The sequence below is a fragment of the Mesorhizobium sp. Cs1299R1N1 genome (assembly GCF_037179655.1).
Classification (GTDB): domain Bacteria; phylum Pseudomonadota; class Alphaproteobacteria; order Rhizobiales; family Rhizobiaceae; genus Mesorhizobium; species Mesorhizobium salmacidum.
On record NZ_JAPYKR010000001.1, the window covers coordinates 261,405 to 278,663 of the forward strand.

16 protein-coding genes and 1 pseudogene are annotated in these 17,259 nt (G+C 64.1%); 9 read left to right on the forward strand and 8 right to left on the reverse strand.

All coding sequences use genetic code 11. The features are described 5' to 3' along the window. On the reverse strand, nt 1–687 hold the full coding sequence (locus O7A70_RS01255) for a GNAT family N-acetyltransferase (protein ID WP_337138696.1): 687 nt from the start codon (nt 685–687) through the stop codon (nt 1–3). 82 nt (nt 688–769) lie between these two features. Between O7A70_RS01255 and O7A70_RS01260 the strand changes: the two genes are divergently transcribed. Both O7A70_RS01260 and O7A70_RS01265 read left to right on the forward strand, forming a co-directional pair. Beyond that, a complete protein-coding gene (locus O7A70_RS01260; protein WP_337138697.1) occupies nt 770–1,954 on the forward strand; it encodes a pyridoxal phosphate-dependent aminotransferase in 1,185 nt (394 codons plus the stop codon). A gap of 142 nt (nt 1,955–2,096) precedes the next feature. Beyond that, nucleotides 2,097–2,471, forward strand: coding sequence for a YciI family protein (locus tag O7A70_RS01265; RefSeq protein WP_337138698.1), 375 nt, complete (start codon nt 2,097–2,099; stop codon nt 2,469–2,471). Nucleotides 2,472–2,571: 100 nt separating this feature from the next. Here the strand turns inward: O7A70_RS01265 and O7A70_RS01270 are convergent, their stop codons facing one another. From O7A70_RS01270 to O7A70_RS01290, 5 genes and pseudogenes are all read right to left on the reverse strand, one after another. After that, entirely contained in the window at nt 2,572–3,327 is a 756-nt protein-coding gene (locus O7A70_RS01270; RefSeq protein ID WP_337138699.1) for an SDR family oxidoreductase, read from the reverse strand. Continuing rightward, on the reverse strand, nt 3,324–3,506 hold the full coding sequence (locus tag O7A70_RS01275; RefSeq protein WP_337138700.1) for a hypothetical protein: 183 nt from the start codon (nt 3,504–3,506) through the stop codon (nt 3,324–3,326). The genes O7A70_RS01270 and O7A70_RS01275 overlap by 4 nt, the downstream gene beginning before the upstream one ends. Before the next feature lie 123 nt (nt 3,507–3,629). Then, a complete protein-coding gene (locus O7A70_RS01280) occupies nt 3,630–4,367 on the reverse strand; it encodes a tellurite resistance TerB family protein (RefSeq protein WP_337138701.1) in 738 nt (245 codons plus the stop codon). 117 nt (nt 4,368–4,484) lie between these two features. Next, complete coding sequence (gene trhO, locus O7A70_RS01285) at nt 4,485–5,417, reverse strand: oxygen-dependent tRNA uridine(34) hydroxylase TrhO (protein WP_337138702.1); 933 nt, start codon at nt 5,415–5,417, stop codon at nt 4,485–4,487. Nucleotides 5,418–5,776: 359 nt separating this feature from the next. Continuing rightward, nucleotides 5,777–6,030, reverse strand: a pseudogene (locus O7A70_RS01290) (IS1 family transposase); the annotation flags it as partial. 154 nt (nt 6,031–6,184) lie between these two features. On the opposite strand from O7A70_RS01290, the gene O7A70_RS01295 reads away from it, so the two are divergent. Next, on the forward strand, nt 6,185–6,823 hold the full coding sequence (locus O7A70_RS01295; RefSeq protein ID WP_337138704.1) for a 2-dehydro-3-deoxy-phosphogluconate aldolase: 639 nt from the start codon (nt 6,185–6,187) through the stop codon (nt 6,821–6,823). 289 nt (nt 6,824–7,112) lie between these two features. Here O7A70_RS01295 and O7A70_RS01300 read toward each other — a convergent pair whose 3' ends face one another. Together O7A70_RS01300 and O7A70_RS01305 are read right to left on the reverse strand one after the other, a co-directional pair. Beyond that, complete coding sequence (locus O7A70_RS01300) at nt 7,113–8,957, reverse strand: DUF882 domain-containing protein (RefSeq protein ID WP_442921146.1); 1,845 nt, start codon at nt 8,955–8,957, stop codon at nt 7,113–7,115. 379 nt (nt 8,958–9,336) lie between these two features. Continuing rightward, the gene (locus O7A70_RS01305) at nt 9,337–10,872 is read right to left on the reverse strand and encodes a sigma-54-dependent transcriptional regulator (protein WP_337138706.1); all 1,536 of its coding nucleotides are present in this window, start codon (nt 10,870–10,872) and stop codon (nt 9,337–9,339) included. 176 nt (nt 10,873–11,048) lie between these two features. Between O7A70_RS01305 and O7A70_RS01310 the strand changes: the two genes are divergently transcribed. The 6 genes from O7A70_RS01310 to O7A70_RS01335 all read left to right on the forward strand — a co-directional run bounded on the left by O7A70_RS01310 (nt 11,049) and on the right by O7A70_RS01335 (nt 17,192). Further along, nucleotides 11,049–12,890, forward strand: coding sequence for a M3 family oligoendopeptidase (locus O7A70_RS01310; RefSeq protein WP_337138707.1), 1,842 nt, complete (start codon nt 11,049–11,051; stop codon nt 12,888–12,890). Between the two features lie 358 nt (nt 12,891–13,248). Next, nucleotides 13,249–14,028 carry a proton-conducting membrane transporter gene (locus tag O7A70_RS01315; protein WP_337138708.1) on the forward strand — a complete coding sequence of 260 codons (780 nt, stop codon included), beginning with the start codon at nt 13,249–13,251 and terminating at the stop codon, nt 14,026–14,028. 162 nt (nt 14,029–14,190) lie between these two features. After that, nucleotides 14,191–15,345 (forward strand): aminodeoxychorismate synthase component I, encoded by a 1,155-nt coding sequence (locus O7A70_RS01320; RefSeq protein ID WP_442921151.1) that lies wholly within the window; start codon nt 14,191–14,193, stop codon nt 15,343–15,345. Then, nucleotides 15,294–15,956, forward strand: coding sequence for an aminotransferase class IV family protein (locus O7A70_RS01325; protein WP_337138710.1), 663 nt, complete (start codon nt 15,294–15,296; stop codon nt 15,954–15,956). The genes O7A70_RS01320 and O7A70_RS01325 overlap by 52 nt, the downstream gene beginning before the upstream one ends. 19 nt (nt 15,957–15,975) lie before the next feature. Then, the gene (locus tag O7A70_RS01330; protein WP_337138711.1) at nt 15,976–16,263 is read left to right on the forward strand and encodes a YciI family protein; all 288 of its coding nucleotides are present in this window, start codon (nt 15,976–15,978) and stop codon (nt 16,261–16,263) included. Continuing rightward, nucleotides 16,260–17,192 (forward strand): heme-dependent oxidative N-demethylase family protein, encoded by a 933-nt coding sequence (locus O7A70_RS01335; RefSeq protein WP_337138712.1) that lies wholly within the window; start codon nt 16,260–16,262, stop codon nt 17,190–17,192. Before O7A70_RS01330 ends, O7A70_RS01335 begins: the two co-directional genes overlap by 4 nt. Nucleotides 17,193–17,259: the final 67 nt, after the last annotated feature.

Below are 17,259 nucleotides of genomic sequence, written 5' to 3' on the forward strand. Positions count from 1 at the left end.
TTAGGCGCCGAATTCCGCGCGAAAATCCTCCAGGCGGCGCTTCTGCTGGCCATCGGCGTCGAAGTTGGCAGGATCGAGCCAGGCTTCATAAGCCTTGCGCAGAGCCGGCCATTCTTTGTCGATGATCGAATACCACGCGGTGTCGCGGTTTTCACCCTTGACGATGAGATGCTGGCGGAAAATGCCCTCGAATTTGAAGCCGAACCGTTCCGCCGCGCGCTTCGATGGCTCGTTGCGGTTGTTGCACTTCCATTCGTAACGGCGATAGCCGAGTTCGTCGAAGATGTATTTCATGAACAGGAACTGCGCTTCCGTCGCCGCCGGCTTGCGCGAGATGAGCGGTCCCCAGTAGATGTTGCCGATCTCAATGACGCCATAGGCCGGATCGATGCGCATCAGCGTCTGGCGTCCCGCGATCTTGCCGCTCGCCTTGTCGATGACCGCGAAGAACAGTGGATCCTCGCTGGCCTCCACCTTGTCCAGCCAGGGCTGGAAGGCGGCGCGGGTTTCCGGCGGATAATCGGGTAGCCAGGCGAAGCGGCCGTCGACATCGGCGACGGCCGAGGCTTCATAGAGACCGTCGCCGTGCTTCGCGGCACTCAGCGGCTCGAGCCTGACATAGCGGCCCTCCAGCACCTTGTGCTCCGGGCGCGGACGCGGTTGCCAGTCTTTGAGATTTTCCGACACCGAAAGCTCCAATCCGTTGACTTTTGCGAGCGGACGCTCACAAAAACGCTGCCGCACAGTAAGAACCACAGGGACGGGAAAAATGCTCCACACGATTTCGGCCTTCGACCGTCTCGGCGAGGAAAATGCGTTCGCGGTGCTGGCGCGAGCAACGGCACTTGCCCAGCAGGGCCGCGACATCGTCAACCTCGGCATCGGCCAGCCAGACTTCAAGACGCCGCAGCACATCGTTGAGGCGGCGATCAAGGCGTTGCGTGACGGCCACCATGGCTACACGCCGGCCAACGGCCTTTTGGCGACGCGCGAGGCGGTGATGCGCCGCACGCTGACCACCACCGGCGTCGAGGTCTCGCCGGAGGCGGTGATGATCATGCCCGGCGGCAAGCCGACCATGTTCGCCGCCATCCTGATGTTCGGCGAACCGGGCGCCGAGATCCTCTATCCCGACCCCGGCTTTCCCATCTACCGCTCGATGATCGAATTCACCGGTGCGACCCCCATTCCCGTGCCGATGCGCGAGGAGAATGGCTTCGCCTTCTCGGCGCAAGAGACGCTGGCGCTGATCACCTCGAAGACCAGGCTCCTGATCCTCAACTCGCCGGCCAACCCGACCGGTGGCGTCACGCCCCGGGCCGAGATTGAAAAACTGGTCAAGGGGCTGGAGAAGCACCCAGATGTCGCCATCCTCTCCGACGAGATCTACGATGTCATGACCTATGACGGCGAGACGCCTTGCTCGCTGCTCGGCTTTCCCGAGATCCGCGACCGGCTGATCGTGCTCAACGGCTGGTCGAAGACCTGGGCGATGACCGGTTGGCGCATGGGCTGGTCGATCTGGCCGAACGGCGACAAGGGCGCCCATCTCTATGACAAGGTGCGCAAGCTGGCGGTCAATTGCTGGTCCTGCGTCAACGCGCCGAGCCAGTTCGCCGGCATCGCCGCGATCGACGGCCCGCAGGACGATGTCGACAAGATGATGCGCGCTTTCGACAACCGCCGGAAGATCGTGGTCGAAGGCCTGAACGCCCTGCCAAACGTCTCCTGCATCACGCCCAAGGGCGCCTTCTATGCCTTCCCAAATGTCTCGAAGACCGGTTGGAAGGCCAAGAAGCTCGCCTCGGCGCTGCTCGACGAGGCCGGTGTAGCGCTGATCGGCGGCCCCGATTTCGGCATTCTCGGCGAAGGCTATATCAGGCTCTCCTACGCCAATTCCGAAGAGAACATCCTGCGCGCGCTGGAGCGGATCGGAACGTTCCTGGCGAAGTGAGCTTCATTTCGTCCTGTAGCCGTGGCACGCCGGCTGCAATGACGACGTCATGATGCGTCGGGAGTCGCATGGCCAAGTCTGGGCGGGCTTGCGGAAAAAGGCTACGACTTGCCCGGACCGGATCGAGATCGGGTGACCTCAGATGTTTTATGCAATCCTTGCCTATCACGTGGAAGATGCGATCAAGGCGCTGACGCCGCAGCAAGATGCGGCACTCATGACCGAGTTGCTCAAGATCCACGACGGGCTCTACGCCGACGGCAGCCTCGGCCCGTCCGCGCGGCTTGGCGCGACACAGCAGGCCTTCACATTGCGCGGGCCTGGTGAGGGGACCGTCATCGACGGGCCGTTCGCCGAGACCAAGGAGCAGTTGCTCGGCCTCTACGTCGTCGACTGCGCCACCTCGGACGATGCGATCGCCATCGCGCGCGCCCTGCGCCGCGTCAACCCGACCGCCGTCTACGAGATACGCCCAATCGCACTCTATCTTCCCGGCGTGCCATTGCAGGGAAAATAGGATACCCCGGTTGGATCCCCGCTGCTGCGCTGCGTGCCAGCGTTCGCCGGCCTTTCATCGTACCACAGGCACGATGAATTCGCTTACGCGAACCGGCTGCTCACCCACGCCCAACGAATGGCATCTTGGTCGCCATCACCGTCATGAACAGCACGTTGGCGTCGAGCGGCAGGCTGGCCATGTGCACGACCGCATCGGCGACGCGCTGGACATCCATCACCGCTTCGGCGGCGATCGAGCCATTGGCCTGCGGCACGCCCACGGTCATCGGCTGCGCCATGTCGGTCAGCGCATTGCCGATGTCAATCTGGCCGCAGGCGATGTCAAAGGGGCGGCCATCCAGCGCCAGCGTCTTGGTCAACCCCGTAATGGCGTGCTTGGTCGCTGTATAAGGCACGGAGCCCGGACGCGGCGCATAAGCCGACACCGAACCGTTGTTGATGATGCGGCCGCCCATCGGCTTCTGCTTGCGCATGGCGCCGAAGGCGGCGCGCGCGCACAGGAAAGATCCCGTGAGATTGACGCCGACGATATCGTTCCACACCTCGACCGGGATCTCGTCGATGGGCGTGGACTTGTAGCCCATGCCGGCATTGTTGAAGAGCAGGTCGACGCGGCCGAAAGCCTCCGCCACCGTCTCGAACAGATCGTCGACCTCGCCGGCCTTGCTGATGTCGCAGGAAACCGCCAAAGCCCTGGCCTCGGTCGGGCCGATCTCGGCGATCGCGGCATCCAGCACCGGCTTGCGGCGCCCGCAGAACACCGTGTTCCAGCCCGCCTTGAGCAAGGCCGTGGCGACGCTCTTGCCGATCCCTGTGCCGGCGCCGGTGACGATGGCGGTTTTTTGCTCGGTCATGGCAGTTGTCCTCCGGCAGCGCTGTGCGTGCTCGCCTCATCTACAAGTTTGGTTCGGGTGGAGAAGGCATCGCAAATGATGGCGGCGATGGCAAGCGCGGCCACCGGGACATGCCCTCGAAAAGTGAAACCCGTTTCTTTGGAGGGAAGCCGGCGAGCGCCGACAAAAAGGGCGGTCATTGGCGACCGCCCTGATCTGAACCGGGCTTGGGAGGAGGAAAAGCCGATCCGACTGTGTAGAATGATGCGCTTCCTGAGTTAACGAAAGGTAAACCGCCTCCGGGCCCTCCGTGCCAATCCGGGTTACCTCTGCGGATTGGGTGACGTACCCTTGGCGGCGGGCACTTTCGCCGCCGAAACCGTCGCCTCGACATGGTCGATCAGCGCATCCGGCAGGCCAAGCCGCCCGGCAAGCAGGTCGAGATAACCGCGCTCGGCGCGCGTGTTGGGGTCGATGGTGAGGCGCGACGCCGTATAGAGCTCGAGCTTCTGCGCGTCGGTCCTGGCGCCGGCCACCAGCGTGTCGAGGTCGAGCGGGCTCTCCAGCTCCGCCATCAGGAATTTTTCCGCATCGGTGCCGATCCCGGCGAGGTTGAGCTTGCCGGCGATCTTCTGGCGTTCCTCGTCGTCGACATGGCCGTCGGCCTTGGCCGCCGAGATCATGGCCCGGACCAGGGTCAGCGTGAACTCATCCTCGCCTTGCGGCGCCTGCGACGGGTGGAAGGCGGTGTCCTTGGGTGGCGGCAACAATTCCGGCTCGCCGGCGGCGGGCGCCTGTTCCGGTGCGTTGCCGGCCTTGTAGTTCTGATAGGCCTTGTAGGCGAGACCACCGATGGCGGCCAACCCGCCGAGCTTCACCGCGGCACCCGTCACCTGCCGGCCGGCGCCGGTCCCAAGCAGCACGGCAGCCAGCGCACCGGCGGCCAGCGGATTGTCCTTGGCCATCTGCACCGCTTGCCCGGCCTTGTCGCGGACCGTGCCGCTGGTGCCGGGAACTTGCGAGCCGAGCAGATCGTCGAGAAGCTTCTTGGGATCGAACATCAATGCCTCCAGGATTTGCCCGGCCGAACGGGCAGGTTTCGAACGCCGAAGACGTAGGTCCCGAAGCTTGATATTGCAATGACAGGCGACCCGGTTTGCCCGGCCGCGGCGCCTCGATCAGGATCCGATATGCGGTCCCCTGCCCCGGGCTTGCGCGAGCTCGACCTGGCGCTGGCGCTCTGCGTAGCGCTTGCGGTCCTCTTCCGAGCGGGCGTCGTAGCAATGCGGGCAGGAAACCCCGGCGGCATATTTCGGCGACACCAGCTCGCTCTCCGTCAGCGGATGGCGGCATGCGCGGCAGAGTTCCGCTTCGCCCTCCGCGAGGCCGTGCGACACCGAAACCCGTTCGTCGAAGACGAAGCACTCGCCCTGCCACAGGCTCTGCTCCGCTGGAACATCCTCGAGATATTTGAGAATACCGCCCCTGAGGTGGAACACGTCCTCGAAGCCGAGCGACTTCACATAGGCGGTCGCCTTTTCGCAGCGTATGCCGCCTGTGCAGAACATCGCCACCTTGCGCCCTTCGAGATCCGCCCGGTGCGCTTCCACCCAGGCCGGGAATTCGCGAAAGCTCGCCGTCGCCGGATCGACGGCGCCCTTGAAGGTGCCGATCGAGACCTCATAGGCATTGCGCGTATCGATGACGATCGTGTCGGGCTGCGAGATCAGCGCATTCCAGTCGCCCGGCTCCACATAGGTGCCCGCGCTTTTCGCCGGGTCGATGGTCTCGACACCCATGGTGACGATCTCGCGTTTCAGCCGCACCTTCATGCGATGGAACGGCATGGCCGCGGCACTGCTGTATTTGACCTCGAGACCCGACGGGCCGTGGATCGCTTCGATGTATTCGATCAGCGCGGCGATCGCTTCCTCGCTGCCCGCGACGGTGCCGTTGATGCCCTCATGCGCCAGGAGCAGCGTGCCCTTGATCCCGCGCCCGCAGCAGAAGGCCGCAAGCGGCGCGCGCAATGCCTCGAAAGCGTCAAGCCGGGCAAAGCGGTAGAGCGCGGCGACGCGGACTGGCTGGGATGGCGCAGGTAGAGTTGTCATCGCCAGAGCAACTAGACGCTCGTAGACGCCGATTCAAGGCGAAACGGGTCGGGCTGGGTAAATGTCTCAGTGTGAATTTTGGATCAACCTGCAGATCGTGAAATAGACCACCACATGCGTTGCTTCGAACATCGTTAGCGTAACGACAAAGGCTCCGACGAGAATAACTGAAGGATATCGGTCGAACCATGAGGGCGGCTCGCCATCGCTCTCGTTGAGGATAGCAAGGGCCTGGTTCCAAACGGCGAGAAAACGAAGTACGGTTCACACAGCGGCCCATGCCACGACAAATTCAAGGGGCAATGCTCTGAGAGCAAAGTAAATCGGGCCGATTAGAGATACGATTGGAAAAAGAACGTTCATCTGTTTGGGCGCTTTTTGTAATGTCCGCGCGGTCCGGGTTTCGGCGCAACCTCGTCCATCTTCTCGCAAAGATTATCTATAGACCAGAGCGTCTTGGACATGCCAGCGGCCATTGCCGGCGTCATTTTTAGCGTCTTGTGCATTTTGACAAAGTTGTACCATACCGTGTAGATCGCGGCCATATGACGTGGTTCTCGAACTTCTTTGAGAACGCATTGGTCAAACGCGTGAAGCAGCGCATCTGCATACGCGTGGGCTGCCTGTCATGGCCTTGTCGGGAAAGAACCTTTAAGCTCGGCGGCAACACGTGACATCGCGCCGCGACCGGTTTCGTGGACAGGGCAATACCCGTCTGCTAATCGGTTGAAATGCCCCTCGATGCGGCCCTCGACAAGGAGAGACAGATGCCCAGCAAGACCGAGAAACTCCTGTCGCTCCTGAATGGCCAGCCGGTCATTCCGGTGTTGAAGATCGCCAATGTAGCCGATGCGGTGCCGCTGGCCCGTGCTCTGGCGCGCGGCGGTTTGCCCGCGATCGAGATCACGCTCAGGACCGCGGATGCGCTCGAAGCGATCCGTCGCGTGGCCGGCGAGGTCGAGGAGGCCATCGTCGGCGCCGGCACCATTCTGGACAGCAAGCAGTTTGACGAGGCCGCCGGTGCCGGTTCGCGATTTATCGTCAGCCCCGGCATCACCCGCGAGCTTCTGGCTGCCGCCGCCGGCAGCGAGGTTCCACTGCTGCCCGGCGCCATCACGCCCGGCGAGATCATGACCGCGCGCGAAGCCGGCCTGCGCTTCCTGAAATTCTTCCCCGCCGAGCAGTCCGGCGGCATCGCTTCGCTCAAGGCCTTCGCCTCGCCGCTGGCCGACGTCAAATTCTGCCCGACCGGCGGCATCACCGGCAAGAACGCGGCCGACTATCTCAGCCTGTCCAATGTCATCTGCGTCGGCGGCTCGTGGGTGGCGCCCGACGACATGGTCAAGGCCGGCAAGTGGGACGAGATCGAAGCGCTCGCACGCGCCGCCAGCAAACTCGCGAAATAACCTTTCCGGACGGCACGAAAACCCCGGCCGGCTGGCGTCGACCGGGCCTCTTTGACCGGCTGGGGGTGCGATCCGTTGCAGACCCTTGACCGTCTGCTTGGGGTGATGCCGGCAGCGCGTCACCACCGTGGTGCGGCAGCGCTTCTTCATCATGTGCATATGATTGTCGGTCTTGACGACAAGCCGCGCCTGATCCTGCGGCATCAGGCACCACCTGCGTCGCACCTCTGGACAGCAAAAAGCCGCGCGGGTCGCCCGGCGCGGCTTCAGCAATATTCCGGGCTGTTCGCTACTTCGTCTGGAAACGGGCGACCGACAGGAACTTGACGGCATTGCCGGTGAAACGGTTGGCGTCGGCCATCTGGTTACCCGCCTGGAAGCCAGTCGTATAGACCTCGCTCGGCGGCGTATGCACGATGTTGTAGGCGTAACCCGGCGCGGTCGTCGCGCTCGAAACGGTGGCAACGTTTTCGCCGCTGGTCAGCGCCCAGCGGGCGGCTTGCGGAGCAGCGGCAACCACCACGGCCCTGGGGCCGGGTTTCTGGTCGCGGACGGTGGCCCTGGCTTCCTTGCGGGTCGTCTTCACACCGGCGCCGATCACGGCGACCGGATCGGAACCGGCAGGACGGGCGGCAACAGCCTGGCGCGGCGAGGCCGCATCGACACCAGACGGATCGTTGAAGGCCGAACGCGGTTCTTCGGCCAACGACGCCACCTGATATTCGTCGGCGGTGCCGACCTGGGCGTTGGCCTCGTCGAGCACAGCCTTGACGGCGTCCGGCTTGGTCGGCTCGGGACGCGCTGTCGGCAACACGGAGAACGCATCCGTCGCGGTCTTCCCCTGGTCAGCCGTTTCGGCCAGCGCCATCAGCACATCCTTGCTGGGCGGCGGTGCGAGGTCCGCCGGCAGCGAGCGCTCGGGGCGCCATGTCGGCAGTGGGATGTTGTTGAGGGCAACCTGCGCCGGATCGGCGGCCGCGGCTTCCGCGATGGCTGCCGGATCGGACTTGCCGAAAGGCATGTTCGCCGGTGCCTGCGCGGTCGCCACTGCCTGCTCGGTGGTGGCCGTCGCATCCGCCGTGGCGAAGGGAACATTTTCAGGCGGCTGCGCGCCGACATCGGCCTTCGGCCGCGGCGCGAAATCGGGCAGCGGTATTTCCTTGGCCGGCAGCGCCGCGATAATTGTCTCCGGCGTGTCCTTCTCCGGTTCCGGAGCCTGCTCGTCGGCAACCTGCGGAATGTCGGCGCGTTGGGCATTCTCGGGGGCCACGATGGCGATGCCAGGCACGTTGCTGCTCTTGGCGGCGGCGGCCGGCTTCAGATTTCTAGCCTTGGGCGCAGGTGCGGCCGAAGCGGTCTCCACGTCGGCGCTGTCGTCGGCCTCGTCGTCGCCACCGCCGCCGAACAAGGCAGAGAGGAACCCGCCGGATTTCTTGCCGCTGCCGCCGGCGCTGGCCATCTCGATATTCGGTGTGCCGGAACCCTTGCGCGATTGGTAGGAGGCCAGCGCCTGTTCATAGCCGGGCAGCGGCCGGCCGTCGCTCGGCACATGCAGCGTCTTGCCATTGGGGAACAGGCTGACCAATTCCTGGCGGCTGATGCCGGGCCAGTGGCGCACATTGCCGACGTCCATGTGGACGAACGGCGAACCGGAGGTCGGGTAATAGCCGACGCCACCGCCCTGCATCTTGAGGCCGATGTTGCGCAGCTTCTTCAGCGGCACGCCGGGAATATAGAAATCCATCGCCTTGCCAAGCATATGCTGGCTCTTCTCGGCGACACCGCGGCTGCGGCTGCGCAGCATTGAATTGGTCGAGGGCGAGCGGTAGCCGCAGACGACCTGGATATAATCGGTGGCGCCGCTTTCGCGATAAGCCTCCCAGACCAGATCCAGCAGACGCGGGTCCATCTTGGTCGGCTCGTTGCGGCGCCAGTCGCGCAGGATGATGTTGATCTTCCTCAGGCCCTCGGGAACGTAGCGGCCATTGCGCTTGTAGACGATCTCCGCCTTCTCGTGCGTGTGGAGGTGGTAGAGCTTCAGCGAACGAACTTCGGCTTGGGCGCCCGTGGCGGCCGCGGCAATAAAACCAAATGCGACAATCACCGCCGCCAACCATCTCGGCCAGACGCTCAAATGATAGTGCCGCCCGTTTGTGAGTCGTTCGATTCTGTTCAAATCAAAAGGCCTTGCAGGCTGCCGTTTGTCCCCGGATTTGCCCAAACGGACGTGTCGTTTTCACATCCGAATATCGATCCTAATGGTTAATCATCGCTTATTGAAGCCGAAATGCGGTAACACCGTGGCGATATCCCGTCAAAAATTGTCCGCGCGGTTTCTTGGTAAACCGCTGGTTTAGATCAGGATTCCGGCTTTGGCCGAACACGATCTGTTACCACTGGCCTCAATGCGTGAACAATACCCACATCGAGTGCCGCCTCCGACCCGCGATAGTCCGGGGAGGCACCCTGTCAGCCCACATAATGACGAGGGAAGCTGGTCCCGGCCTTGCGGTTCAGGATGCAAGCCTGTCGACGCGGCCGGTTTCCGGGTCGATGCCGTATTCCTTGAGCTTGCGGTAAAGCGTCGAGCGGCCGATGCCGAGCCGGCGGGCGACCTCACTCATCTGGCCATTGTAGTGATCGATGGCGAGCTTGATCATTTCGAGTTCGACATCGGCCAGCGCACGCACATTGCCGCGCTCGTCGAGCGCCCGCAGCGTGCCGAAGCGGGGCTGCGCCCCGGCCGGCTGCACAGTTGCAGGAGCGGTTTCGTCGGGCACGACGTCCTCGTCGCGCGGCGCCAGCGGCGGCGCAGCCCCGCTGGTTTCGAACGTGTCGTCCACCTCAAGATTGACAGTGCCTTCCACCTGCGCGCGGATCTGCGGGAAATCATCGGCGGTCAACACATCGCCTTCGCACAGCACCGATGCGCGGAAGACGGCGTTTTCGAGCTGCCGGATGTTGCCAGGCCAGTCATAGGCCTGCAGCACCGCGAGTGCCGCCGCCGAAATGCCTTTCAGCCGATGGCGCGGGTCCGCGGGCGCCACCTTTTCCATGAAATGCGTGACCAGATGGGGAATGTCGTCGCGGCGGTCGCGCAGCGGCGGCACGAAGATCGGGTAGACGTTGAGCCGGTAGAACAGATCCTCGCGGAACTTGCCGTCCTTGACCTGCTGCAGGAGGTTGCGGTGCGTCGCCGAAATCAGCCGGATGTCGACCTTGACGGTCGAGCGGCCGCCGACCGGATCGACCTCGCCCTCCTGGACGGCGCGCAGCAGCTTGACCTGGACGTCGAGCGGCAGGTCGCCGATCTCGTCGAGGAACAGCGTGCCGGAATGCGCCTCGACGAATTTACCGGTGTGCTTGTCGGTGGCGCCGGTGAACGAGCCTTTCTCGTGGCCGAACAGGATGGATTCCACCAGATTGTCGGGGATGGCGCCGCAATTGACGGTGACGAACGGTTTCGAGCGGCGGTCGCCGCTGCCCTGGATGGCACGCGCCACCAGCTCCTTGCCGACCCCGGATTCGCCCTCAATCAGGATCGGGATGTTGGAGGCCGCCGCTTTCTGGCCGAGGCGTATCACCCTGTCCATGGCCGGACTGTGGGTGATCATGTCCCTGAAGGTCAGCAGCCCGCCGCGTTTGCGCGATGTGCGCTTGACCTCGCCCTCGACCGCCTCGACCTTGAGCGCATTGGAGATCGAGGCCTGCAGCCTGTCGGGCGAAGCCGGCTTGACGACGAAATCGAAAGCGCCGTGGCGCATCGCCGAAACCACGGTTTCGATGCCGCCCTGCGCGGTCTGCACGATGACGGGCACGCTGATGTCGCGCTCGCGCATCGCCTTCAGCACGCCGATGCCGTCGAGACCGGGCATGACAAGGTCGAGGATCACGACCGAGACATCGAGGGCGCCAGGCCCGTCGAGGACTTCGAGGCCGGCAGCACCGCCATCGGCGATGATTGCGGTATGGCCGAACCGCGTCACCGCCGCCTCGAGCAGCCGGCGCTGCACGGGATCGTCATCGACTATGAGTATGGAACCTGTCATGACTGTCTTGGTTTGCCCGAGCCCGAATTCCCCATGGATCATCTTGGCACAGGGTTCTAAATAAGGTTTCAAAAAACCCGGTGAACGAATTCCTTAGGATTTGACCGGCTTCTCCATTCCCGTTGAGTCTGGCACTTGATTCAACTCAGGCCACTTGATTCAAAGAAGGTATGTCGATGCGCATGATGTTTGATCGGCGGATTGCGGCGCCAGCGTCCGGTCAGGGTGCGGCGGCCGGGCTTGGCGATCTGCCGGAATGGAACCTCGCCGATCTTTATGCCGGCATGGAGGCGCCGGAACTGAAGCGCGACATTGCCAAAGCGGCCGCCGACGCCATCGCATTCGAGGCCCGTTGGAAAGGCACGCTAGCCGCCGAGGCCGGGCTCGGCAGCGCCGGCAGGCTGGGCGAGGCGCTTGCCGCCTACGAGGCACTCGAGGAACTGATCGGCCGCATCGTCTCCTATGCCGGCCTCGTCTATGCCGGCAACACCGCCGATCCGCAGCGCGCCAAGCTCTATGGCGACATCCAGGAGAAGATGACCGACGCCAGCGCGCATCTTCTGTTCTTCGCGCTCGAGCTGAACCTGATCGACGATGCGGCGATCGAAGGCGCGCTGGCCAGCGACCCCGCCTTCGGGCATTACCGCCCGTGGGTGCTCGATCTGCGCATGGACAAGCCTTATCAGCTCGAGGACCGCGTCGAGCAGCTTTTCCACGAAAAATCGATCACCGGGCGCGGCGCCTGGAACCGCCTGTTCGACGAGACGATGACCGATCTTCGCTTCGAGGTCGACGGCGAGGAATTGACGTTGGAACCGGCCCTCAACCGGCTGCAGGACGCCGATGGCGAGGTTCGCCGGCGCGCCTCGGAGGCACTGGCCACCACCTTCCGCAAGAATTTGCGCACCTTCACGCTGATCACCAACACGCTGGCCAAGGACAAGGAAATTTCTGACCGCTGGCGCGGCTTCGAGGACATCGCCGATTCACGCCACCTCGCCAACCGCGTCGAGCGCGGCGTGGTCGATGCGCTCGCCACCGCAGTGCGCGAGGCCTATCCGCGCCTGTCGCACCGCTACTACGCCATGAAGGCGCGCTGGCTCGGCATGGAGGTGATGAACCACTGGGACCGCAACGCGCCCTTGCCGGAGACGCCGCAGGCGGTGATCGGCTGGGACGAGGCCAGGAACACCGTGCTGTCGGCCTATCACCGCTTCTCACCCGAGATGGCCGAGATCGCGCGCACCTTCTTCGACCGCAACTGGATCGACGCGCCGGTGCGTCCGGGCAAGTCTCCCGGCGCCTTTGCCCACCCGACCGTGCCATCGGCTCACCCCTATGTGCTGCTCAACTACATGGGCAAGCCGCGCGACGTGATGACGCTGGCGCATGAACTCGGGCACGGCGTGCATCAGGTGCTGGCCGCCGGCCAGGGCGCGCTGATGGCCTCGACGCCGCTGACGCTGGCGGAGACGGCGTCCGTCTTCGGTGAGATGCTGACCTTCCGCTCGCTGCTCGAGCGGACCACCGACCGGCGCGAGCGCAAGGCCATGCTCGCCCAGAAGGTCGAGGACATGATCAACACGGTGGTACGCCAGATCGCCTTCTATGAATTCGAGCGCAAGGTGCATGCCGAGCGTCGCAACGGTGAATTGACATCCGACAGGCTCGGCCAGTTCTGGCTGGAGGTGCAAGCCGAGAGCCTGGGACCGGCGATCAAGTTGCGCGAGGGTTACGAGGTGTTCTGGACCTACATCCCTCATTTCATCCACTCACCCTTCTACGTCTATGCCTATGCGTTCGGCGACTGTCTGGTGAACTCGCTCTATGCGGTCTACCAGAATGCCGAGCGCGGCTTTCAGGACAAATATTTCGAGATGCTGCGTGCCGGCGGCACCAAGCACCATTCTCAGCTTCTGGCGCCTTTCGGTCTCGACGCCACCGACCCCGCCTTCTGGCAGATCGGGCTCGCCGTGATCGGCGGCCTGATCGACGAACTGGAAACGCTGGACGATTGAGTCGCCACTTGCCCGGCAAGAACAGATTAGCCGGAATGCATGTTTGGGCCGCGCTATTCTTGCCCTAAATATTTGTTCTTGAAGAACTCTCCGCGAACATTTTCCCATAGCTTTCCGCAAGCTCTATGGTAGCTTTCCCTTTAAGCTCAGCCGGAGCGCATGCGGATCGGCGAGGGAAAGTCCCGGCCGGCCGTGCGCTCAGGCGAACGCGACGACGGCCGTTGGCCATGGGCAGGCAAAGCCGATCGCCGACAGCTCGAACCGAAGCCGGCTGTTCCGCGAACCGCGGAACCATCATCGAGTAGTCCTGCGCCGAAGGTCTTGACCCACGGCAGACGGATCTGACTGGAGAGAGACAATGGGCACTTTTTTCTATGTGGTCCTGGCGTTCCTGGTAGGCGTGTTGGTCGGCTGGTTCATCTGGGGGCGTCTGCGCGGTGAACTCGACAGTTTGCGCGGCGACGTCGATCGCACCCGCAGCGAGCGCGACAAGCTGCGCGCCGACAGCGACCGCCTGACCGGCGAACTCAAAGCATGCGGCAAGACCCGCTCCGATCTCGAGCTTCAGCTGCGCGAGGCGCAGGCCTCGTCGGGCGCCGGCGGAGCAAAGGCGTCAAGTCAGCCACCGGCAGCCCTGATGTCGACGCCTGGCGTTGGCAAATCCGCTCCGGCGACAGCCAAGCCAGCCGCGGCGAAAGCCGGCCCGGCAAAGACGGCGCCGAAGCCCGCGGCGGCCAAATCCGCAACCGCTTCGGCACCGGCGGCCAAGGCTTCGCCGACCAAGGCTCCAGCGACCAAAACTCCGGCGAAGACCTCGGCCGCGCCCAAGGCAGCGCCCGCCGCAAAGAAGGCCGCAACAGCAGCAGCCAAGCCGGCGTCGGGCAAGCCCGACAATCTGCGCCGGCTGATCGGCATCGGCCCGGTCAACGAAAAGCTGCTCAAGGCGCAAGGCGTTACCAGCTTCGCCCAGATCGCCGCCTGGACATCAGCCGACATCAAGCGGATCGAGGACGTCATGAACTTCGACGGCCGCATCGCGCGCGAACGCTGGATCGAGCAGGCCAAGCTGCTCGCCGCCGGCAACGAGGCCGAATTCGCCAAGCAGTTTCCAACGGCCGGAACCGCCAGCAACACCTGAACGATGGGTACAGGGACCATGGGGCGGCGGCGCCAAGGCGCCGCCGCTTTCTTTTTTGATGGCAAGGTTCGATGCGGCAAAGGTCGGCTTTGAGGGACACGGTGCCGTTCCCTCGATTGCGTGCGCCCGGCCCCCCATATAGAGCGATCGTCGGCTACATCGATCCCGGTCCCCATGTCCCTGCCCGCCGCAATTTTCCGCAACGACGAAAGCGCGCGCCAGCTCGTTTTCGAGCGGCCGGCCGATGTTATCGTCGCGCATGAGGCCAAGGATTTCCCGGCCGCACTGCAAGCGGCGCAGGCCGCGCACGACGCCGGCAAATGGCTGGCCGGTTATTTCTCCTACGAGGCCGGTTACCTGCTCGAGCCGAAACTCGTTCCCCTGCTGCCGGGCCGGCGCCGGGCCCCGCTGGTCTGCCTCGGGGTCTTCGATGCTCCCGATGAAGAGGCGGTGCCGTCGCCAAGCACGCCGACCAACGGCCCGATCTTCGATGCAAGGGCGACGTGGTCGTTCGAGGACTACGAGAAGCGGTTCTCGCGGCTGCACCGGCACATCAGGCAAGGCGATTGCTACCAGGGCAACCTCACCTTTCCGGTGCACGCACAATGGTCCGGCGATCCGCTCGCCGCCTTCGACGCGCTGACCGAACGCCAGCCGGTGAAATATGGCGCGCTGGTCGCGCTCGGCGATCCCATCGTTCTGTCGCGCTCGCCCGAGCTGTTCTTCGAGATCGATGCGGCGGGGAGGATCGAGACGCACCCGATGAAGGGTACCGCACCGCGCGGCGCGACTAGGGACGAGGACGAGCGGCAGAAGAATTTCCTGCGCAACGACGAGAAGAACCAGGCCGAGAACCGGATGATCGTCGATCTCCTGCGCAACGACATATCGCTGATCAGCGAGGTCGGCACGCTGGAGGTGCCGGAACTGTTTCGCATCGAGACCTACCCGACCGTGCACCAGATGGTGAGCGACGTCAGGGCCCAGCTGCTGCCCGGCCTCTCGATACGCCAGATCTTCGCGGCGCTGTTTCCCTGCGGCTCGATCACCGGCGCGCCGAAGATCCGCGCCATGGAGATCCTGCACGATCTGGAAGGCACGCCGCGCGACGTCTATTGCGGCGCCATCGGCTGGATCGCACCCGGTGGCACGATGCGCTTTTCCGTGGCGATCCGTACCATCTCGCTCTTTGCCAGCGGCGAGGCCGTCTACAATGTCGGCGGCGGCATCGTCTTCGATTCGGTCGCGGAAGAGGAGTACCAGGAATGTCTGCTCAAAGCCCGCTTCGCGACGGGGACGCCGCCGATTTCGAGCTGATCGAGACCATGCGCTGGGAACCCGCCTCGGGTTTCCTGCGCCTCGATCGCCATCTTGCACGCCTTTATGGATCGGCGGCGGAACTGGGCTTCAGCCATGATCCGCAAAAGGTCGGCGAAGCCCTGAGCGGCGCGGTCGATCGATCACCCATCGCCATGCGCACGCGGCTCGCTCTGTCGCGCGATGGCGAGGCCAACGCCTCGGCGCAGTCCTATGAACCGCTTGCCGCCGACAAGGTGTGGGCGCTGCGGCTGGCACGGACGAGGCTCGATTCGAGCAACATGCTGCTGCGCCACAAAACCAGCCGGCGGCAGCTCTACACCCGTGCCCGCTCCGAATATCTCATCACCCAGGCCGATGAGGTGTTGCTGGCCAATGAGCGCGGCGAAATCTGCGAAGGCACGATCACCAATGTCTTCGCCGATTTCGGCGACGGCATCCTGGCGACGCCCCGGCTCGATTGCGGCCTGCTGCCTGGCGTATTGCGCGCGGTGCTTCTGGATGAAGGCCGCGCCACTGAAGCGATCTACAGCTTGGATGACCTGAAATCCGCCAAGGCGCTGTTCGTCGGCAATTCGCTGCGCGGGCTGATCCCCGCCAGGCTGGCGTGACCCAAGCCCGGAGAATGCAATGTTCGTCGTGTCGCTGAACTACAAAGTGCCGCTCAGCGAGATCGATCGCTTGGCGCCAGGCCATATCGAATGGCTGGAAGCCTGCTATGCCGAAGGCATCTTCGTTGCGTCCGGGCCCAAGCGGCCAAGAACCGGCGGCGTCATCATCGCACGCTGCTCCCGCGAAGTGCTCGATGCCAGGTTGGCAGCCGATCCTTTCGCCCAGGCGGGCGCCGCCGACTACGACATCACCGAATTCACAGCGCGGATGACCGCCGCCGGTTTGGGCTCGTTCAAAGAGGCATGAGTTTCCGGCAACCCACCCACACGCCCTATGATGGCTCGTCGAAACTCTTCACCATCGGGCTGAAGCCGCTCGACCCCGCGAACTGGATCGAGGTCGACGGTCACCTGCTGCCCTATCTCGCCGAAAAGCGCCGGCTCTATGACGAAATCCCCGCGCGCGTCTTCGTCGAGGAGGACGGCACGCGCGCTGCCCAGCATGAGGTGCTCGACTTGCTCGGCGCCTACCTGCCGGAAAGATTTCCCGACACCCACCGGCGCAGCGATGCGGGCGTTGCGGTCGTGGGCGCGACGAGCCATCCCGCCATCCCTTCCAGCCTCGCCGGCGCTCCGTTGGTCGCAGCCTCGCTGCTGGTCCAGGAAGACCTGATCCTCATGCGGCGGGGCGAAGACGGCTGGCGTCTGGCCGCGGGTTCGCTGTGTTTCCCCTCGTCCTGGGCGCTCACCGAAAAATTCGGCAAGCCGCTGCAGCGGATCCATGAGCCGGTGCCGGGCTTCGGCCCGGACACAAGGCCGGCCGATCTCATCAACCGGATGTTCGATGGCCTCCAGGGCCAGGCCGTCGAGCGTTACAATTGGTCGATCCAGTCAGGCGACGCGCTCTACCATCCGCTCTCCAATATCGAGCGCATCGACCGCGCCACCAACCGGCCGACGCGTTTCCCCGACGGTGACGTCAAGGCGCACGCCTTCATCCGCGTCGAGCGTCAGACGCTGCGCAAACTGCCGGCTTCGCGCGATGTTCTGTTCACCATCCGCATCCATCTCGACCCGCTCGCCGTGCTGGCGCGGCACCCCGAACGGGCCACGCTGGCGGTCTCCTTCGCCGACCAGCTTAATGCGCTGGACCAGACGCAGCTTGACTACAAGGGCCTGACGTCGGATCGCGATCGGCTGACTGCTGTCCTTAACCACATGGCGAAAGACGCGTAGTCGCGGGTTGGCGGTTTTCGCTGGTTTATGACAATGATCTGTGATGTAGCGCATGGCCGTTGAGCGA

What these genes read in the sequence shown, in the direction of transcription:
- O7A70_RS01335 (WP_337138712.1), top strand. Translation starts at nt 16,260, where the DNA reads ATGAGTTTCCGGCAACCCACCCACACGCCCTATGATGGCTCGTCGAAA.
- O7A70_RS01260 (WP_337138697.1), top strand. Translation starts at nt 770, where the DNA reads ATGCTCCACACGATTTCGGCCTTCGACCGTCTCGGCGAGGAAAATGCG.
- O7A70_RS01315 (WP_337138708.1), top strand. Translation starts at nt 13,249, where the DNA reads ATGGGCACTTTTTTCTATGTGGTCCTGGCGTTCCTGGTAGGCGTGTTG.
- O7A70_RS01330 (WP_337138711.1), top strand. Translation starts at nt 15,976, where the DNA reads ATGTTCGTCGTGTCGCTGAACTACAAAGTGCCGCTCAGCGAGATCGAT.
- trhO (WP_337138702.1), bottom strand. Translation starts at nt 5,417, where the DNA reads ATGACAACTCTACCTGCGCCATCCCAGCCAGTCCGCGTCGCCGCGCTC.
- O7A70_RS01270 (WP_337138699.1), bottom strand. Translation starts at nt 3,327, where the DNA reads ATGACCGAGCAAAAAACCGCCATCGTCACCGGCGCCGGCACAGGGATC.
- O7A70_RS01295 (WP_337138704.1), top strand. Translation starts at nt 6,185, where the DNA reads ATGCCCAGCAAGACCGAGAAACTCCTGTCGCTCCTGAATGGCCAGCCG.
- O7A70_RS01325 (WP_337138710.1), top strand. Translation starts at nt 15,294, where the DNA reads ATGTCTGCTCAAAGCCCGCTTCGCGACGGGGACGCCGCCGATTTCGAG.
- O7A70_RS01310 (WP_337138707.1), top strand. Translation starts at nt 11,049, where the DNA reads ATGCGCATGATGTTTGATCGGCGGATTGCGGCGCCAGCGTCCGGTCAG.
- O7A70_RS01280 (WP_337138701.1), bottom strand. Translation starts at nt 4,367, where the DNA reads ATGTTCGATCCCAAGAAGCTTCTCGACGATCTGCTCGGCTCGCAAGTT.
- O7A70_RS01305 (WP_337138706.1), bottom strand. Translation starts at nt 10,872, where the DNA reads ATGACAGGTTCCATACTCATAGTCGATGACGATCCCGTGCAGCGCCGG.
- O7A70_RS01275 (WP_337138700.1), bottom strand. Translation starts at nt 3,506, where the DNA reads ATGACCGCCCTTTTTGTCGGCGCTCGCCGGCTTCCCTCCAAAGAAACG.
- O7A70_RS01265 (WP_337138698.1), top strand. Translation starts at nt 2,097, where the DNA reads ATGTTTTATGCAATCCTTGCCTATCACGTGGAAGATGCGATCAAGGCG.